Consider the following 18908-nt stretch of genomic DNA (forward strand, 5'->3'; position numbering starts at 1 on the left):
ATATTTCTAAGCTGCCTATGCGGCAGTGAACCGCCATTTGAAACTTTGTTATTGTAAGACCAATTTCTAAGCTGCCTATGCGGCAGTGAACTTATGGCTCAAATTACTTACTTACCGCGCACTTTTCTAAGCTGCCTATGCGGCAGTGAACAATTATTGCTACGGTGTTATTAGTTTAAGAAATTTCTAAGCTGCCTATGCGGCAGTGAACGGCACTATGTTGCCTAAACAATTTGAGTTGCATTTCTAAGCTGCCTATGCGGCAGTGAACAATCTAACATTCTGGTTTACTGATTATCGGTATTTCTAAGCTGCCTATGCGGCAGTGAACATACAGACGGATTTGGTGCTGAAAATTGGGGCTTTCTAAGCTGCCTATGCGGCAGTGAACAGCACCCCTAGGGGCTGCTTATCTCGATATGATTTCTAAGCTGCCTATGCGGCAGTGAACGCTTAACAGCACCAAAAGCACCGCTCGAATTATTTCTAAGCTGCCTATGCGGCAGTGAACTCGATCCGTTAGGCGAGGATGCCTATTATGTATTTCTAAGCTGCCTATGCGGCAGTGAACGTAATGCTGTCTAGGATTTCGATAATTAGAATTTTCTAAGCTGCCTATGCGGCAGTGAACGAAGAGCCATTAATACTGGTTTGCACTGGGTATTTCTAAGCTGCCTATGCGGCAGTGAACTAACCCAGTCGAAGATTTGAAAAAGGCTCGTTTTTCTAAGCTGCCTATGCGGCAGTGAACAGGCATCTAATGCAGGGAACTAATTGGGTTAATTTCTAAGCTGCCTATGCGGCAGTGAACAAGCAAGAAAACTTCACGACGAACTTGGCAATTTTCTAAGCTGCCTATGCGGCAGTGAACCGGTTGATATTCAACCCCACCTAGAACCTTTGTTTCTAAGCTGCCTATGCGGCAGTGAACCATCCATCATCAATCAAGGCTTTATCGTCTCTTTTCTAAGCTGCCTATGCGGCAGTGAACATACAGACTTACATAGCAATAAAGTTTTCTATTTTCTAAGCTGCCTATGCGGCAGTGAACCAATGGGCGCCGCTGCCGCTGCCGCATCTATATTTCTAAGCTGCCTATGCGGCAGTGAACAATAGCATTATTACAAAAAAATGAGCTAAAGCAAGGTGCTAGCAAGGTTTAACCACTTTTACCTTATAAAAAACATCAGCAAATAATCCATTGTTTTTATTGGGGTTTTTAAAGAGAGAAAAATAAAGGGTATAACCTTTGAATATACTTAGGTCAAAGCCAAAGTTCGACGTTCCAGCTATATTCACAATAACTACCTACCTAATTATCTCTTAGTTGTAAAATACAGGTACTGCAAAGGTGATGTCACAATATCCAACGCTAATGTTACTGGTAGTAATACTCGAGCGGTTTTTGGACCAAAGGGGTTTGGTTTATGTTGGTAAAATTCAACTTTGAATGGATGATAGAATTGCATTAAATGGGTTCTATCTTGCTCTTTATCTTTTTGATGTATGGTACCCACTAAATCTTCTATCAATAATAAACATATCCCTGAAGTATAGTTACATGTAAAACCATAATTAAGAATTGCAAACCTATCTTCATTATTAGTCCAACGATAATGAATTTGAATTTTTCCTGAGAACTCTTTTTTTTCTGGAACAATAATAAACTGTGTTGGCTTTTTAACTGTAATTTTATCTTTGAGTATAACCGGATCTTTCAATATAGTTACGATATTATCGCCGCCCTTGCTCAATAAGTAGTCAAATTTTTCACCAACAAATACCCACCCAGTATCTCCATTACTGTCATTCGCTAATGAAAAAGCAGTAATGGTATCCGATCCCCAATCAGATTTTCGGTAACCTGCTTCATGATCAGTAGCTAATATCAAATTAAATGAAAGACAACCTGATAATACGGAACAAACAAATGAAATAAATATTAATCTAACCGTAACTAATTTAATATTGTATCTCTTAAACATAGATAACATCCTTTTATTTAAAGCGAAAAATATTACTTATTATTTTTATAAATGGGAAAACATCTACAATATACTGATTATTTAACCTAAGTACGTCATATAACAAAACCCTAAAAATGAACATGCTTAACACTTACTATAAGCTACGTAATTTTAAATCCAGCCATCTACATAATCGAAAATATTTTAACGAAGAGATAAACCAGAAAATGAGTCATCATTTATAATTTATTTATCTTCATTCTATTGTCCATTTTCTTTAAAATGACAGCGTAATAATAAAAAATCAACTCACCAATAACTACACATAGATGATTTAAGATAGGGAGAATATAAATGTTACATCAGCACTCAACATCAAAATCAGAGTTAAACTTAGACTCAGCAGATCATAAAGAAATAGACTCCTTTATTACATCACCTTTTCTTTATACAGTAATTAGTGCTTACAACAACCAGTTAGTGCATTTTCCTTTATCTATTCTCGAATGCAAGTACCTCAATGTACTTAACCTTTCTTGCAATCAACTTACCCATATTCCTATTGAAATTGCAAAACTAACTCAGCTAAAAATGCTTGATTTAGGGCATAATAAAATCAACCATATTATTGATGAGATAGGAAAATTAAAAGAATTACAATTTCTTTATCTTAGTGATAATAACTTAGAGAAATTACCAGATGCATTATCAGCACTCAGTAATCTATTATATTTAAATGCAACTGATAATAACTTAAAAGAAATTCCTAAAAGCTATATTGCACTAAAGTCGATAAAAGAGTTACGACTTTATAATAACAAAATTACTAATATCTCAGGTTCTATTTCACACTTAATTAATGCTCGTGAAATCTATTTAATGAATAATGAAATCACAGAGTTCCCTGATGATATTAATCACCTAGAACAAGTGAGAATATTAGATCTTAATAATAATAAAATTAGCTCAATTTCATCTAATATCGCTAATCTAAAAAACATGACCACACTAAATCTTCGATTTAATCAATTAACTCAACTACCTAATGAAATTGGAGAGATATCCTCAATCCAATATATTGATTTACGTGCAAATCAGCTTTCAACATTACCAGAGAGCATGATTAATTTAACACAACTCACCAAACTAGATTTACGTTGGAACAACTTCACCACAGAACCAACAATAATTAAAAAATTAAGAGATAATGGATGTATTGTTTTTATATAAAAACTAACTATTCCTAAATAATTTTAGTGGATTGGAAAACCAATCACTAAAAGAATAAAATAAAAATAACCCAATAATTATATATCTATTTTCGACTGTAAAAATAGTTTTCCAGTGAATCTCCCTATTCTAGGAGTTAGACACTGGATTAACTTTATAACTAGATCAAATTAAATTTTAACTTTAAATTATGATAAAGAATCATTCTCATTTATAACATTAGAATTAAATCGTCCTTTTTAATAAGGTTTCGAAATTAAAAACCTTTTATTTTTTCTATTTAGACAAAAGGATCATGAGTGTTAATCCTTATATAAAATACTTGGAAAATAATAACCACCTTGATTATAGTATTAATACTAAATAACACTAAAGAGGTATTCCCCATACCTATTATCATAAATTGTTTATGACAGTTTTAAACGATAATACTTTTCATTATTTTTCCATTTAATTAATCAAATTTAGATAATTTATTAAAGATTAAAAATAAAGCTCCTTAATATAATTAAGCGAGCCTAAAAATAATTTAAACACTCTGTGATCGTGCCAGTAGCTCAATTGCGCGCTGTGCATCATTACATCTCTAATGGCTTGATTTAATAAATAAACATTTAATATCAAGGAATGTTTTATATGAAAAAGAAGAAACTTTATTACCCTTCTAACTATCTTTTTTTAATTTTATTTACTTCTGCTGGTAATGCCACCACCATTCAAAATGGTGAAATTAAAGAGCTGAATGATAAAAATGAAATTTTAAATCTAGGTGATTTGTATATAAAAAGCGGGAAAATGCTGATTAATGCAGGAACCCTCGAAACTCAGAGTACAAATATAGCAGATTTAATAGGGCAAACAGGACAAGTCATCATTTCAGGAAGTGATTCAGTCTGGAATAACAGTAAAACATTAAATTTCGGCATTATAGATCTTTATTCTAAAAGCACAGATACAACATCTCAGTCAAATATCGATATTATTAATGGTGGTCAAGTTTACACTGATGCATTTTCTATGGGGAATTTCACTCGTGTCTTTGTGGAAGGTGGTGGAAACTATACATTAAACGTAAACGGAAAAGGTTCTCTTTTTAAAGTTAATAATAATTTAGAAGCCTCCTTAAGTAAAAGTAATAGGCTCCCATCTGGCTCTGTAACAATAAATATTGATAATGAAGGGGTCGTTGATGCAGGGAATGTCACCATTCATGATATGGACATTAACAATGACGATGCCTTAATAAAAACAGTTGTAAATATCACAAATAAAGGGTTGTTAAACGTTAAAGAAGATTTTTATTTTGCCAAAAATATGGGCAATGCCCACCCGGATGCTCCTAGTGAGCTTAATATTTTATCGGGTGGTCAAGTTAAAGCTAAAAACTTTTATGCTGGTGTTCATACAATGTCAAGCATGAAATCCACAATGAGCCTATTGTTATCAGGTCAAGGTTCATCAATTGATGTAAGTGAATATTTTACAACAGGGGGCAATCTACTAAGTTTATTAAGAGTAGAAGATAGCGCTGAAATAAAAGCTAAAAATATTACCCTAGGAACAGGCGAATCAAGATATATTGATCCCTTAGCGCAAGAAAAACCACATCCAGTCGTTGTTGTTACCGGAAATCAATCTAAAATCGTAGCACAAGAAAACCTTATTTTAGGCGATAACGTCAGTCATGAAATTATCATTGCAAATGGAGGTTCAGTCTCTGCTGAAGAAATAACTCTTGGTAGAATGTCACTTTTTCCACGTAATTCTGGAGAAAGCGTTATCAACCTGCTTGCAGGGGGAAATATTACCACCAATAAAATCACCTTAAATAAAGACAGCCAATTTTATGATACGGTTATTTTTCATGGTAATGGAGGTTTATCGGGTGAATTGCAAGTCACAAATATAGAAGGTTTTACTGGAAATAATACATACCAATTTGATAGCAATAAGTTTCCACTAAAAGCTGGGTTAGTTTTCAATTACCAAAATGATAATGATTTTTCATCTAACCTTCTTAATACCATCAATATCGTAAAAAATAATACCAATACCATCACATTAGCTGGCAATAACAGCCAGCATAGTGGCATTGTTGTTATTAACGATGGAACACTAAAAGCAGGCAATCAAAATTCATTTGGAAAAAGTGTCGATATTAAAAATCGAAGCTACCTTGATCTCGATGGATTTAGTCAAACTGTTTCCTCGTTAGATAACCGGGGAATAGTCAAGCTTTCAAGGGATAGTCAAACACAAACACATTTAAATATTCTTAATAATTATCAATCAAATAATGGTTCTCTATTTTTCAATACGGAACTGGGTGATGATAATTCAAAAACAGATAAGTTAATCATTGATGGCAATAGCTCAGGTAACACCACTGTTTATGTAAACAACCTTAATGGTAAAGGAGCTCAAACAGAGAAAGGCATTGAGTTAATTACCGTATCTGGCAATTCTCTTGGGGAATTTAAACAAAGTGGCCGTATTGTTGCCGGTGCCTATGATTACACCCTACTGCGTGGTGGTTATATTTCGGGAACAGATTATAAAAACTGGTATTTAACTAGTTTATATGTGGAACCACCCGTTGACCCGGTTGATCCTGTCGACCCTGTCGACCCCGTTGACCCTGTCGACCCTGTTGACCCTGTCGACCCTGTTGACCCTGTCGATCCCGTTGACCCTGTCGGCCCTGTTGACCCTGTCGACCCCGTCGACCCTGTTGACCCCGTCGACCCCGTTGATCCTGTCGACCCTGTCGACCCAGTTGACCCAGTTGACCCTGTAGACCCTGTTGACCCAGTAGACCCTGTAGACCCCGTTGACCCTGTAGACCCTGTCGACCCTGTTGACCCAGTAGACCCTGTTGACCCTGTAGACCCTGTAGACCCTGTTGACCCTGTCGATCCAGTAGACCCTGTTGACCCTGTTGACCCCGTCGATCCTGTTGACCCCGTTGACCCAGTAGACCCAGTAGACCCTGTGGATCCTGTTGACCCCGTCGATCCTGTTGACCCCGTCGATCCTGTTGACCCTGTTGACCCTGTCGACCCTGTTGACCCTGTCGACCCGGTAGACCCAGTCGATCCGGTAGACCCTGTTGACCCCGTTGACCCAGTTGACCCTGTTGACCCCGTCGATCCGGTAGACCCTGTTAAGCCGGAGCCACCTGTTACACCGATCACAAGACCTGAAATCGGTAGTTATATTAATAATATGCAAGCTGCCAATAATCTGTTTGATCTGCGACTCCATGATCGCCTTGGAGAAACGCAATATACCGATGTCTTAACAGGCGAAACTAAAGTGACTTCAATATGGTTACGCAATGTTGGTGGCTTTGGTCGTTCTCAAGTGTCGCAAGGGCAATTAAAAACACGGGATAACCGTTATGTTGTCCAACTTGGCGGTGATGTCGCCGAGTGGTCAACCGACGGGTTTAATCGATATCATGTAGGTGTGATGGCAGGATACGCTCACCAAAATAGTAAAACTAAAAATCACTATAGTGGCTATGATTCTAAAGGTAATACAAGTGGTTACAGTGTAGGACTTTACGGTACTTGGTATGCAAATGAGGTAGATAAATCAGGATTATATGTTGATACATGGGCACTTTATAACTGGTTTGATCATGAGGTTAACGGCCATCAGCTTGCTACCGAGAAATATAAATCACGAGGTATCACGGCTTCTGTTGAATCTGGCTATACCATTAAGATAGGGGAATACACCACCACCAATGATATGGTCAATACTTTCTATTTACAGCCTAAAGCTCAGATCACTTGGCAGGGTGTAAAAACCAATGATCATACTGAAGTTAATGGAACCCAAGTAAGTAGTAGCGGAGAAAATAATATCCGCACACGTTTGGGATTAAGGGCTTACCTATATGGTCATAATGCTATCGATGAAGGTAAAGATCGTAACTTCGAGCCTTTTGTAGAAGCAAACTGGATTTATAACAGTAAACAATATGGCGTGAAAATGGATGGTAAACAGTTTAACGTCACCGGAAACCGTAATGTCGGGGAAGTGAAAATTGGTATTGAAGGTCAGATTAATAAAAACCTAAATTTATGGGGAAATGTCTCTCAACAGATCGGGGATTCTGGCTATAGCGATACACAGGCAGTATTTGGTATTAAATATATGTATTAATTTTTTATCGTATCTTTATCTATAATTAAGCGGTTTGTATCCGCCTCGATACAAACCGCTTTAATTTGTATGGACTGTTCGTTGTTCAATCAACAGTAACCTCTTTATCTTGATTAAACTCATTACACTTGCCTTTCACCACACTGACTACAAAATAATGCATCAGACTTTTGTCCCGCCCCACAGAAAGTGCAATATTTAGCATAGTATTGAGATTGATTTACTTCATTATTATTGGGGCTATTTAACTCCTCTTGCCCACGAGGTACATTGGCATAATCCCGATTACCTCCTCCATGTTTATTACTCCCCCCACCATGATGTCCACCTCCTTTATTATAGCTACCATGTTTGTTCTCATTATTATTGCCGTGGGAATTTCCATGTTTACCACCGCCGAATCGGTTACCAAATAGATATTGTAAAAATCCCATACGCACCTCCATTCTCTGGTTTATATAAACTATAAACCTTGGAGTTAACTTTATGGTCAACGTTAAAACAGATAACTTGCAATTTTTTACGCTGATATACAATTTTTTGATATCAATAAAGATAACGAGTTAATAAATACTATTTTTAAATATTAAGGCTCTAGCTTTTACACTAGAGCCTATTAAGAATAACTTGATATAAAATACCGCAAGCTATTTAAAGAGTAATAATCTTCGAGCCTATCGTTGTCGCTTTTCCGCCCACTCTCACTCGACTAATCGTCTTTTCCGTTGAATCAATAATAACGTGAATAAGAGAGGAGCATTGCATTGCACGCCCTTGCTCTAATAGAAAATGTGTTTTATGAGGGAAAACATGCTTAACAAGATAACAGCCTAAAGCGCCACTAGAACTCCCTGTAGCAGACTCTTCATTGATACCATATAAAGGCGCAAAGTTGCGACAATGAGCAGTAATTTCTTTATCTTGGCTAAGCTCAAAAACATGAAAACCGATAGTATTAAATTCACGACTTAGATTTGCTATTGCATCAAAATTAGGTTTTAACGTATCTAATTTCCCCAATTGCACAGGGATCAAAATATCGGATAATCCCGTTGAAAATATCTCAATGGGTAAGCCTGTTTCTAAGATAACTTCACGATTTATCCCCAGCGCAACTGCCACAGCGTCAACACTTGGAGCTTGTCGTGAAACAGGTAGTGTTTGCTCCATAACAACATTTTCAGTATCAATCGCTACGCTTAAAATACCTGCTTTTGTTTTTTGTGTGTAATGACCAGAAGCCAATAAGTTGAGTGAAGATAAAGTGAAAAAGACGGCTAATGTAGCATGACCACAGAAATCAACTTCTCCTTCGGGAGTAAAAAAATCAACTTTAAAATCAGTCTCTTCACTTTGATAAACAAATGCCGTTTCAGAAAAGCCGACTTCTTTAGCAATAGCAATTTTCTGTTCATCACTTAATTGAGGGGGATTAAGTACCACGCCAGCAGGATTGCCACCTTTATTATTTCGAGTAAATGAGTTTACAAGGTGTACTTTGATCTCGTGCTCTACTGAGCGTATAACTTCATTTTGCATATCTTTCCCGCATTGCTTCAAATAGCATTAAATTTGTGTGTAAAAATAGAGTGTTCTAAATCTATCTTATATAACTCTATTTAAATATTTTGTTTTTTTAGTGTTAGATAAGATACCCATTAATTAGGGCAAACTTCCGATACGCTATCTAACCCTTGTTGCCTTTGTTCAAATATGACGCTTTTCTTATCGCCCTCTCGGATAATCTTTAAGATATAGATACTATCGAAATCACTACTTTTCCATTTAGGGATTAACTTAGGATCTCCCCCCTCTTGTTTCATGATATCTCGTGCAACTTTGACTAAGTTGTCGTGCTCCCATGCAATAAAAATAACTGAATTTTCATATTGCTGACTGAGCAGATCTTCGCGTAATTCTTTTATCTCTTTAGCATGATATTGAAGATGAATAGGCAATGAGGTTTTAATGGCGAGAGGCGAAATCGTTTGAAGTGAACGTAATGAATTACCTAATTTACTTTGTTTAGGTGCGGCTGCAAATAATGCATCAGGTTTGCCAAATTGATTTATAAGCACATCAGGCAGGGCTAATGCTCTATTTAATCCTTTACAGGTCAACTGCCCACTATCATTATCAGGTTTTTCACCATGTCTTATAAAGACAAGGGTTTGATCGGAATACGCCATATGACTAAATCCTAAAATAAATATGCTCAAAAATATAAATACACTGCGCATACAGCGTTACCTTTAAGTCGATTAAGTATAAGAAATATAGGGTGTTAAAATACATCTAACATTAACCATAAACTCACCTGTTTTAAGTCATCCAGTCTATCATAACCAAAAGTATTTCAGAGGTGAGCGAGTCTTAGATAGCGTACATTTAGCCACTCTTATAATCTCTCCACCTTTATTCTACCTTCTAAACACCTCAAAATTAATTAACAAATATTAAAATCGAACAAACAATTGTTAACGGAAAATAAAGGATCTCTTTAATTTTTCATTACTTTCTGTCTAAGTTTATAAAGTTTAATGAAACTTAAATACTAAGCACATTTAGATAAAAAAAGGGAGGAGATCTCTTTTTCACAATAAAAATAGTGTGTTAAAAATCAATGCAAGCCTTTTTATCTCCCTTTATTTAGTTTAATGACTAAAGTTCTGTCACTGCTAACCGATACTGTTTGTTCTTAAATAAGTTACCAATACTTATTAATTATTATTTATCCAGGGTTAAGCATGTTCTTTAAAAACTTTAAAATTCGTACAAAGTTAACTATCGCATTTACAACTTTTGTGATGTTAATTATGTTGGGTTCCAGTTTCGCATTAATGGGTTTAAACAGTGCGAATCAAGATATTCATGATGTTGTTGATGATATCTATCCAGCCACAGTCAGAGCCAATTTACTGATCAATAATTTCAATGAGTTTATTATATTCCAGCAACTCACTATGCTTGATGAGCAAGGAAGTCTAGCGGCTGAGCAAGAGAGCAAAAAAGCAGAGATCACCGCTAAAGTTGCACAATTGCTGAAAGAATTAGACGAAACCACACACGATGCTGAGTCAAAAAAAATCTTAGCTGAGGTTTATGATATTCGTCAGCAATATATAACCTCTCAAAACTTTGTGGTGAAGGCATTTAATGAAAATAACAGACACGCCGCAGTCAATGAATTGATCACAAAAACTTCCGCTATTCAATTAAAGTATCGCGATAAAATATTAGAATTTATCGAATTACAAAATCAAAAGATGGAAGAAGCAGGCGACGCTGTTGAACGTGATTTTATTGAAAAAAGGATATTTTTAGTATTATTAACACTTGTCAGTATTGTTGTCGGCAGTATTTTGGGGTGGTTTATTACTAAAGGTATTACTCTCCCATTAGAGAAAGCAATCAACTTTGCAAAAGCCATTGCAAATGGGGATTTAACACAAGAAGTGAATACTGATTATCATGATGAAGCGGGGATATTATTACAAGCCCTTGCAGAAATGAAAATGCATCTATTAGATGTTGTGCAAAATGTACAAAATGGCGCTGAAAATATTTCGTCAGCAGCAGAGCAAATTACTGCTGGTAGCCAAAACTTAGCGGCAAGAACAGAAGAACAAGCAACATCAGTAGAAGAAACCGCAAGCTCAATGGAGCAAATGACCTCGACTGTTAAAAACACGGCAGATCATACACATGATGCGATTAATGTTGCTGAAAAAACTGAGATTGCCGTACACCATAATGGCGAAATGATGCTTCAGTTAACTGAAAAAATGCGAGCAATTAATAGCTCATCATCTCAAATGACAGATATCATTAACTTAATTGATGCCATTGCTTTCCAAACAAATATTCTTGCACTAAATGCTGCGGTTGAAGCCGCTAGAGCAGGTGAACACGGTAAAGGTTTTGCTGTTGTTGCTGGTGAAGTCAGACTATTAGCACAAAAAAGTGCAGACTCCGCTAATGATATACGCACTCTTATCGATAATTCATCAACTCAAACACAAGAAGGAATGGAATTAGTTGAGCAAGCTGGCTCACAAATTCAAAAAATGATCACGGATGTTGAAGAAATTAGCGCATTATTACGAGAAATTGGGCAAGCAAGTAATGAGCAAAGCGATGGTATATCGCAAATCAATAATGCTATAAGTCAGCTTGATTCAACAACTCAACAGAATGCGGGATTAGTAGAAGAATCCGTAGCCGCTGCAAGCTCACTTAATGAACAAGCGCTTAATCTGAATAAATTAGTGAATTACTTCCAACTCAGTCGCCCCTAATTCACTTTTGCATTAACTTATATATCAAGGCCACTCGATAAGATAAAAGAGTGGTCTTAAAAATAACGCCAGCTGGCTAAAAAAAGGAACCTAGCTCACACTTTGGTTCTTTTTTTTATCTGCAACAACGCTGGTAATAAAATGTAAACAATTTTACCAATATCAGACAAACTGTTTGTATTTGCCAATTTATTTCAGAGGTAATGGACAGCGTCAAATGTTAAATCCTAAAACATTGCTAACATAATCGCTGATTTCCGTTATCAAAACAGGGCTATTTAATGACGAAAATAATCTTTTCACTATTTATGTTCCCATAATAATCTCAGGGTAATATCACTTATTGTGAGATAAGATTATAGAGCTTAAAACAGACAGCAATACACTCACTCGCTAAAGAAAACATTTCGCTAGAGATTATTACGTAGTTAAAACAAAAATAATTATCGACAAACTCACTTTTTAGTCACCTATTTTCCCTTCTATATTTGTATGACAATTATCAAGGTGAAATTAATACCTCATCGAAAAATGAGGCTGCAACTTCAAAAATATTTCACTTCCTATCTTTGTTCTATAACAATCAACTTAAACACTTTAAAAAAAACAAAAAATATCCTTAAATAAATATTTTTCTATTATTAGAAATAATTTATTTCATACTTTCTGATGTGTAAAAAAGAACAAAAATAAGATTTTCACTTTTACCGATACGATCAAGATCACTTTACCTATACCTTTAGTTACATAAAGTTAGAAAGAACTATTCTCATTTACTATTTATCTCACTCATTATATTTTCATTATCTAGCTGATTTGTATTACAATTAACATTAGCGAAAAACCTAGCAATTGCACGATCCTAGAAGTAAAAAGAAGTCAATCATTGATGATAAAATCATCTTGTTATTTGTTTAAACAGTTAATATAAAAATATTAATTTTGTATAATTAAAATGATTAAATTAAAAAGAAAAAATAAACCAATAATAATTAATTATATTTTTATAATATTTAAAACATATTAGAAAAAATAGAGAAAATAATATTTTTTCGCTCAAACAAACAAGTAACAAATAAAAAAAAGGAAAAAACAAATTAAAGATCAATATAAAAACAAAAAATAAAACCAAATAAAAAAACATTAAAGAAAAAATCTAATTAAACATAAGAAAACAAGAAAAAGATATTATAAAAGTAAAACAATAAAAAGTTTAAATAATTTAAAAGATTAAATTTAGAATAATTAAATATTAAAATAAAAAATTTTCAGTCTGTTTGTTAATAGAATGAGTACGAAAAAAAACTAATTAGATTATCTTATGTTTATTTTAGACATTGATAGCCATTTTTATCATCAAAAATGGCATTTTAGACTTACGTTCATTTTTTTATTACATAGCTAAAACCATTAATATCGCTCTTTTTTTCATCAAAAACCAATCTGATAACAACATTAGCAATCCAATTACATTGATGAACATCAAAAAACACGACAATTAACAAGCAAATAATGAGAAAAAAGGAATTTTTTTATATTTGTCACACAATTGATTTTATTCTATTACATCTCAATAAATATTCCCTACAATAGCCAACTAATCTAACCTGACAATTTCCTAAGTGATGATATTTTTCATTGTTTAGGTTAGTAACTATCTTTTTTTATTTATGATTTATCGTTTCAGCAAAGTAGAGCATTAATAAAACCTAGTACCCTACACAATTATATAATGACCAACTTATAGGTTTGCCAACGCAGTTATAAACGATAAAAATTGCAAACTTAAGGATAAAAATAATCATGTCAGACTATCTATCATTCTTATTAGGCATTGTGCCTTTAGCGGTTTTGATTTTTATGATCTTAAAAATGAAATCAGCCGTTCACCATGCAGTGCTTGTGTCTTTAGTGATAACTGTTGCACTTGCTATTTTCCATTGGAACAACACCATTCAATTTGCTTCGGTCTCTGTCCTTTATGGTGCAGTTAAAGGATTGTGGCCGATAATCATTGTTATTCTTGCTGCTATTTATAGTTATAACCTAATGCTAAAAACAGGTGGCATGGATGTACTCAAAGATGTACTGGCTGGCATTAGTGATGATAAGCGAGTGCAAGTTCTACTTATCTCATGGTGTTTTGGTGGCTTTCTTGAAGCGGTTGCGGGTTATGGTACTGCGGTTGCCATTCCTATCGGTATTTTAATTGCGCTTGGATTTGATCCTTTTAAAGCCGCCGTTGCCTCTTTAGTTGCCAATACTGTTCCTACTGCTTTTGGTGCTGTGGGTATTCCAGTTTCTATTTTGGCTCAAAACACAGGGCTTGATGTATTAGTACTGAGTAAAACCATTATTATTCAGTTGGGATTATTCAATATCCTGTTGCCTTTCGTTATTGTTGCCATTGCGGGTGGCGGAATTAAAGCGATTAAAGGTGTCGGATTTATTACCTTAATGTGTGGTATCAGTACACTAATCCCTCAATATATCGTTGCTGCTAATTTAGGTGCTGAATTACCAGCGTTTGCAGGTAGTTTAGTCAGCTTAATTGTGGTGATTTTCCTTGCTAAACGCATGAAAAACAGTGGTGACAAACAAAAAAATGTCAAAAAGCACACTGGGAAAGAGTTGTTAGTAGCGAGTTCTATTTATCTATTTACCTTTATCTTTATCTTAGCGTGCTCACCTTTATTCCCTGCGATCCAAAGTATGGCGGGCGCGATTTCCACAAAGATCCCATTTGTATTAAGTGAAACACAAACGGAATATCAAACTATTGCTTGGTTAAGTACTCCGGGTGTATTGATTATTCTAGCAAGCTTTGTGGGTGGCACCATTCAAGGTGCAAGTGTTTCAACACTTATCTCTGTTCTGGTTAAAACCACTATCCAACTGAAAAATTCCATTATTGCCATCACGGCGATCGTAGCGATGGCAACGGTTATGGATTTCAGTGGCATGATTGGCAGTATCGCTGAAACCTTAGTCGATTTCACGGGTGCAGGATTTATCTTTATTGCTCCGGTGATCGGTGCATTAGGAACCTTTGTAACAGGTAGCGACACCAACTCTAACGTGCTGTTTGGCAAGTTACAAACCAGTGCAGCAGCTAAACTTAATATTGATCCATTCATTCTGGCGGCTGCCAATACCTCAGGTGCAACGGGCGGTAAAATGATTTCACCGCAAAGTATCGCCATTGCCGTCTCTGCAACAAAAATGGATGGCCAAAGCAGTGCCATTATGCGTGAAACTTTAAAATACTGTATCGCCTACATCGTTATTCTTGGGGCAAAAATCGGCATTATTTATCACCTAATGAACTAATTAATAAGGAAAAGGGAGCGTGTTTACTCCACTCCCTTCTCCTCTTATAACGAAGCAATAAAAGAATTTTATCTTTAGTAAAAATGACAACATCTGAGCGATGTTTTGGAGTTCGATTAATGAAAGTTAATTTTTATGCGACCTGTCTTGGTGATGTTCTGAAAGCAGATTCAGCTCGAGACACCGTCTTGTTACTTGAAAAATTAGGCTGTGAAGTCTTATTTCAAGAACGCCAAGGTTGCTGTGGTCAGCCAGCGCTTAATAGCGGTTATGTAAATAACGCAAAACCTGCCATGAAATCGTTAATTGAAACATTGGAAGTGAACGACTATCCCATTATTTCACCCGCAGGCTCTTGTACTTATGCCATTAAAGGTTATCCAACTTATCTTGCGGATGAACCTCAATGGGCATTACGGGCACAAGGTGTCGCCAATCGTCTTATTGATTTAACCAGCTTTATTGTTAACACCCTTGGTGTTGTTGATGTAGGCGCTCGCCTTCCGGGTAAAGCGGTTTATCATCCATCATGCAGTTTAACCAGAAAGTTAGGTGTCGTAAGTGAGCCTTTAACGCTGCTAAAACATGTTGAAGGTCTTGAAATGTTGCCTTTTGCAAATTCAGAAACCTGCTGCGGCTTTGGGGGTACCTTCTCCGTGAAGATGTCTGAAATTTCAGGCGAAATGGTGACTGAAAAAGTAAAACATATTATGGATGTGAGCCCTGATTATGTCATTGGTGCCGATACAAGCTGCTTGATCAACATTCAAGGTCGTTTAAGTCGTGAAAAGCGTCCTGTAAAAGTGTTGCATATTGCACAAGTTTTAATGAGCCAATAAGGGAGCCTGCTTATGTCTATCAAAACCAGTGATATAGATTTCAGACCTCGTCTAGAACATGAAATGAAAGACACGATCATGCGTAATGCGGTTGTTATGGCGCAAGAACGTATTGGGGCTAACCGTCAAATTATGGTGAAGGAGCTGGGTAATTGGGAAGAGTGGCGTGATCGCGCTGAACAAATCCGTAACCATGTTCTTGAAAACTTAGATGCTTATCTCTATCAATTGTCTGAAAAAGTGACTGAAAATGGAGGCCATGTTTATTTTGCAAAAACAGCAGAAGATGCCTCTCGTTATATTTGTGAAGTTGCCAAAAAGAAAAACGCGAAGAAGATTGTAAAATCTAAATCCATGGTCACCGAAGAAATTGGGATGAATAAAGCCTTACAAAATGAAGGCATTGAGATCATCGAAACTGACCTCGGCGAATATATTCTTCAATTAGATAACGATCCACCATCTCATATTGTGGTTCCAGCGATCCACAAAGACCGTTATCAAATTCGCAAAGTGTTAAATGAAAAACTCAATTATGAAGGCAGTGAAACGCCTGAAGATATGACACTTTTCATTAGACAACGCATAAGACAAGATTTCCTTTCTGCTGATATTGGTGTCACCGGCTGTAACTTTGCCGTAGCTGAAACAGGCACTGTCTGTTTAGTCACTAATGAAGGTAATGCAAGGATGACCACAACATTACCTAAAACCCATATAGCCGTTATGGGTATGGAACGTGTGGCTCCTACTTTTGAAGAAGTCGATCCACTGATAACCATGTTATGTCGTAGTGCCGTTGGCTCACGTTTAACCAGTTATAACACTTGGGTGACAGGGCCTCGTGAAGCAGGCAATGTTGATGGCCCTGAAGAGTTCCATTTAGTGATTGTGGATAATGGGCGTTCTGAAATTTTAGGCTCACAATTTAAAGATATTTTGCGTTGTATTCGTTGTGGTGCTTGCCTAAATACATGTCCTGCTTATCGTAATATTGGTGGCCATGCTTATGGCTCAATTTATCCAGGTCCAATTGGAGCAGTAATTTCTCCACTATTAGGGGGTTATAAAGATTTCCACGATCTCCCTTATGCATGCTCATTATGTAATGCTTGTAATGTGGTTTGCCCAGTCAAAATTCCTTTAGCTCAGTTGATTTTAAAACATCGTCGAGTGATGGCTGAAACCGGTTTAACACCGAAAGCAGAGCGTCGAGTCACTGGTATGTTTAACTATCTCAATTCACACCCTGCTCTTTGGAAAGTGGGTATGAATGTCGGCGCGAAAATGGCGGGATTAATGATCAAAAATGGCTCTACACCAATCAAAATCAGTGTTCTGAATGATTGGATGGAATCGCGTGATCTCCCTAAACCAGATGGTTATAGCTTCCGTAGTTGGTTTAAACGCCATAAAGCAGAAGGAAAAAAATAATATGTTAAACGAACAAAACCGTAATGAATTTCTGCAAACTATTGCTGAAAAATTAGGGCGTCCTATTGCGCATAAGCCACAGCCACAACCTACGCCGATTAATGATTTAGCGAAAACTCGCTTAACTAATTTAACCCAAGATGAACTATGCAAAGAGTTTACTGACTTTGCACAGACTCAAATGGTGAAATGTGTTGTTAGCAAACCTGATGAAGTTATTAATAGCCTAATTGAACTCTGTGAAAGTTATGATTGTAAAGGTTCGGTGGTAATCAGTGGTGATGAGCGTTTAGATGCACTAGGAGTCACAAAAGCAGTTAGCGAAAAATACGAAACCTATATTTGGGATCCAGCCCTTGGACGTGAAAACATTGTTCATGCTGAACGCTCGCAAATCGGGATTGTTTATGCTGAAGCAGGCTTAACGGAATCTGGTGGGATTGTTTTATTTTCGTCTCCAGAAAAAGGGCGTGCCGTTAGTTTATTACCGGAAACCTCAATTGTTATCCTGCGTAAAAGCGATATCTTGCCTCGAGTGGCTCAAATTGCTGAACGTTTACATAAAATGGCGCAAGAAGGCGTAAGAATGCCGTCTTGTATCAATTTAATCGGTGGTGCAAGTTCTACCGCTGATATTGAATTGATTAAAGTATGGGGGGTTCATGGCCCTGTTCATGCGGCTTATCTTATTATTGAAGATTGCTAATTCAAGATAAAATAACGTTAAAACGATAACAAAATAACTAACAGTCAGAGTCAATCATTGACTCCTAAATTAAACCCAAAAGATAAGTTAATTGCTTTTGGGTTTTTCTCTATTATTCGCCAATTAATTATTCAATAAAATTTTTGCTCTCCATTGATTTAATTTTATTTCGCATGCGAGTAAAACATCTCCAGCCCCCGATCCGCCCATTAATAATGCGGATTGTCGTTGACATTCAGCGCTTCTAAATTGAATAAAATGCTGTTGAGAACTGGCTAATGCATCAATAGCACTTTTGGCTGCAACAGAATCAGTATCTTCAAGATCGCTCTTACTTTTGTCATAAATGACATTCATTTGCTGTTCTGTCAGTTTTAGTTCATCCAGTAAACAAGCTTGTACGGCTGTTCTCGGCTCGTTTGCTGTCACTTCATAACATTTTGCCAATGGATCGTATTTGCCTTGTGCCGAAGAAAAAAAGCTAACTGTAAGTAAGCTACAAGAGATCAGAAATAAACTTATCTTCACGCGAACTCCTTATAGGAATTTATAATAAAATTTATATTCAACATAATGTATAAAATAACTAATATCACATCTATTAGTGCGAACGACATCATTTTAGGATATATCGTATCTTACTCGATAAATTTAAATTTCAATCGAGCAATAATAAGAAAATATTATTAATGTCTTTTTTGTTTAAATCTATTTTGCTTATTTTTTTATTGCAAAAATGTTATTTAACACAACATCAATAGATTAAAACTAAGCCAATAGCTTTTAAAATAGAGGTTTATTACTTCAACTTTGTTTTTTGTTGATAAAATTGCAAAATTTCTTATAGAGAAAAAAAACTACCCTTTTAATTTTGGCTATTTTTTTCTTATCATCGCAATAGAAAATCAACTTTTTTTGCAGTAATCTCATA

12 protein-coding genes and 1 CRISPR repeat array (1 of these 13 only partly in view) are annotated in these 18908 nt (G+C 35.8%); of the genes, 7 read left to right on the forward strand and 5 right to left on the reverse strand.

Annotation, left to right across the window (positions count from 1 at the left end; genetic code table 11):
- Positions 1–1111: a CRISPR direct-repeat array (repeat unit 28 nt; unit sequence TTTCTAAGCTGCCTATGCGGCAGTGAAC) (it extends 1018 nt beyond the left edge of the window).
- A 205-nt stretch (positions 1112–1316) separates the two neighbouring features.
- Positions 1317–1985: a hypothetical protein gene (locus EHE21_RS13245; protein ID WP_228766684.1), complete on the reverse strand. Its 669-nt coding sequence runs from the start codon at positions 1983–1985 to the stop codon at positions 1317–1319.
- A gap of 336 nt (positions 1986–2321) precedes the next feature.
- Between EHE21_RS13245 and EHE21_RS13250 the strand changes: the two genes are divergently transcribed.
- Together EHE21_RS13250 and EHE21_RS13255 are read left to right on the forward strand one after the other, a co-directional pair.
- Positions 2322–3197: a leucine-rich repeat domain-containing protein gene (locus EHE21_RS13250; RefSeq protein WP_194950900.1), complete on the forward strand. Its 876-nt coding sequence runs from the start codon at positions 2322–2324 to the stop codon at positions 3195–3197.
- Positions 3198–3833: 636 nt separating this feature from the next.
- A complete protein-coding gene (locus tag EHE21_RS13255; RefSeq protein WP_228766685.1) occupies positions 3834–7370 on the forward strand; it encodes an autotransporter outer membrane beta-barrel domain-containing protein in 3537 nt (1178 codons plus the stop codon).
- 122 nt (positions 7371–7492) lie between these two features.
- Here EHE21_RS13255 and EHE21_RS13260 read toward each other — a convergent pair whose 3' ends face one another.
- The 3 genes from EHE21_RS13260 to EHE21_RS13270 all read right to left on the reverse strand — a co-directional run bounded on the left by EHE21_RS13260 (position 7493) and on the right by EHE21_RS13270 (position 9610).
- Positions 7493–7804: a hypothetical protein gene (locus EHE21_RS13260; protein ID WP_194950901.1), complete on the reverse strand. Its 312-nt coding sequence runs from the start codon at positions 7802–7804 to the stop codon at positions 7493–7495.
- Positions 7805–8021: 217 nt separating this feature from the next.
- On the reverse strand, positions 8022–8909 hold the full coding sequence (locus tag EHE21_RS13265) for a PhzF family phenazine biosynthesis protein (RefSeq protein ID WP_194950902.1): 888 nt from the start codon (positions 8907–8909) through the stop codon (positions 8022–8024).
- A gap of 119 nt (positions 8910–9028) precedes the next feature.
- Positions 9029–9610 carry a histidine phosphatase family protein gene (locus EHE21_RS13270; protein ID WP_194950903.1) on the reverse strand — a complete coding sequence of 194 codons (582 nt, stop codon included), beginning with the start codon at positions 9608–9610 and terminating at the stop codon, positions 9029–9031.
- Positions 9611–10117: 507 nt separating this feature from the next.
- On the opposite strand from EHE21_RS13270, the gene EHE21_RS13275 reads away from it, so the two are divergent.
- The 5 genes from EHE21_RS13275 to EHE21_RS13295 all read left to right on the forward strand — a co-directional run bounded on the left by EHE21_RS13275 (position 10118) and on the right by EHE21_RS13295 (position 17977).
- A complete protein-coding gene (locus EHE21_RS13275) occupies positions 10118–11668 on the forward strand; it encodes a methyl-accepting chemotaxis protein (protein WP_194950904.1) in 1551 nt (516 codons plus the stop codon).
- A gap of 1803 nt (positions 11669–13471) precedes the next feature.
- Positions 13472–14998, forward strand: coding sequence for an L-lactate permease (locus EHE21_RS13280; RefSeq protein WP_102949478.1), 1527 nt, complete (start codon positions 13472–13474; stop codon positions 14996–14998).
- Between the two features lie 119 nt (positions 14999–15117).
- On the forward strand, positions 15118–15837 hold the full coding sequence (locus EHE21_RS13285; protein WP_100159049.1) for a (Fe-S)-binding protein: 720 nt from the start codon (positions 15118–15120) through the stop codon (positions 15835–15837).
- Between the two features lie 12 nt (positions 15838–15849).
- Entirely contained in the window at positions 15850–17271 is a 1422-nt protein-coding gene (locus EHE21_RS13290) for a LutB/LldF family L-lactate oxidation iron-sulfur protein (RefSeq protein ID WP_075670932.1), read from the forward strand.
- A 1-nt stretch (position 17272) separates the two neighbouring features.
- The gene (locus EHE21_RS13295) at positions 17273–17977 is read left to right on the forward strand and encodes a LutC/YkgG family protein (RefSeq protein WP_194950905.1); all 705 of its coding nucleotides are present in this window, start codon (positions 17273–17275) and stop codon (positions 17975–17977) included.
- A 123-nt stretch (positions 17978–18100) separates the two neighbouring features.
- On the opposite strand, the gene umoC is transcribed toward EHE21_RS13295, so the two are convergent.
- A complete protein-coding gene (umoC, locus tag EHE21_RS13300; protein ID WP_075670928.1) occupies positions 18101–18505 on the reverse strand; it encodes a lysozyme inhibitor LprI family protein in 405 nt (134 codons plus the stop codon).
- Positions 18506–18908: the final 403 nt, after the last annotated feature.

This window comes from Proteus sp. GOKU, from assembly GCF_015475555.1.
GTDB lineage: Bacteria > Pseudomonadota > Gammaproteobacteria > Enterobacterales > Enterobacteriaceae > Proteus > Proteus mirabilis_B.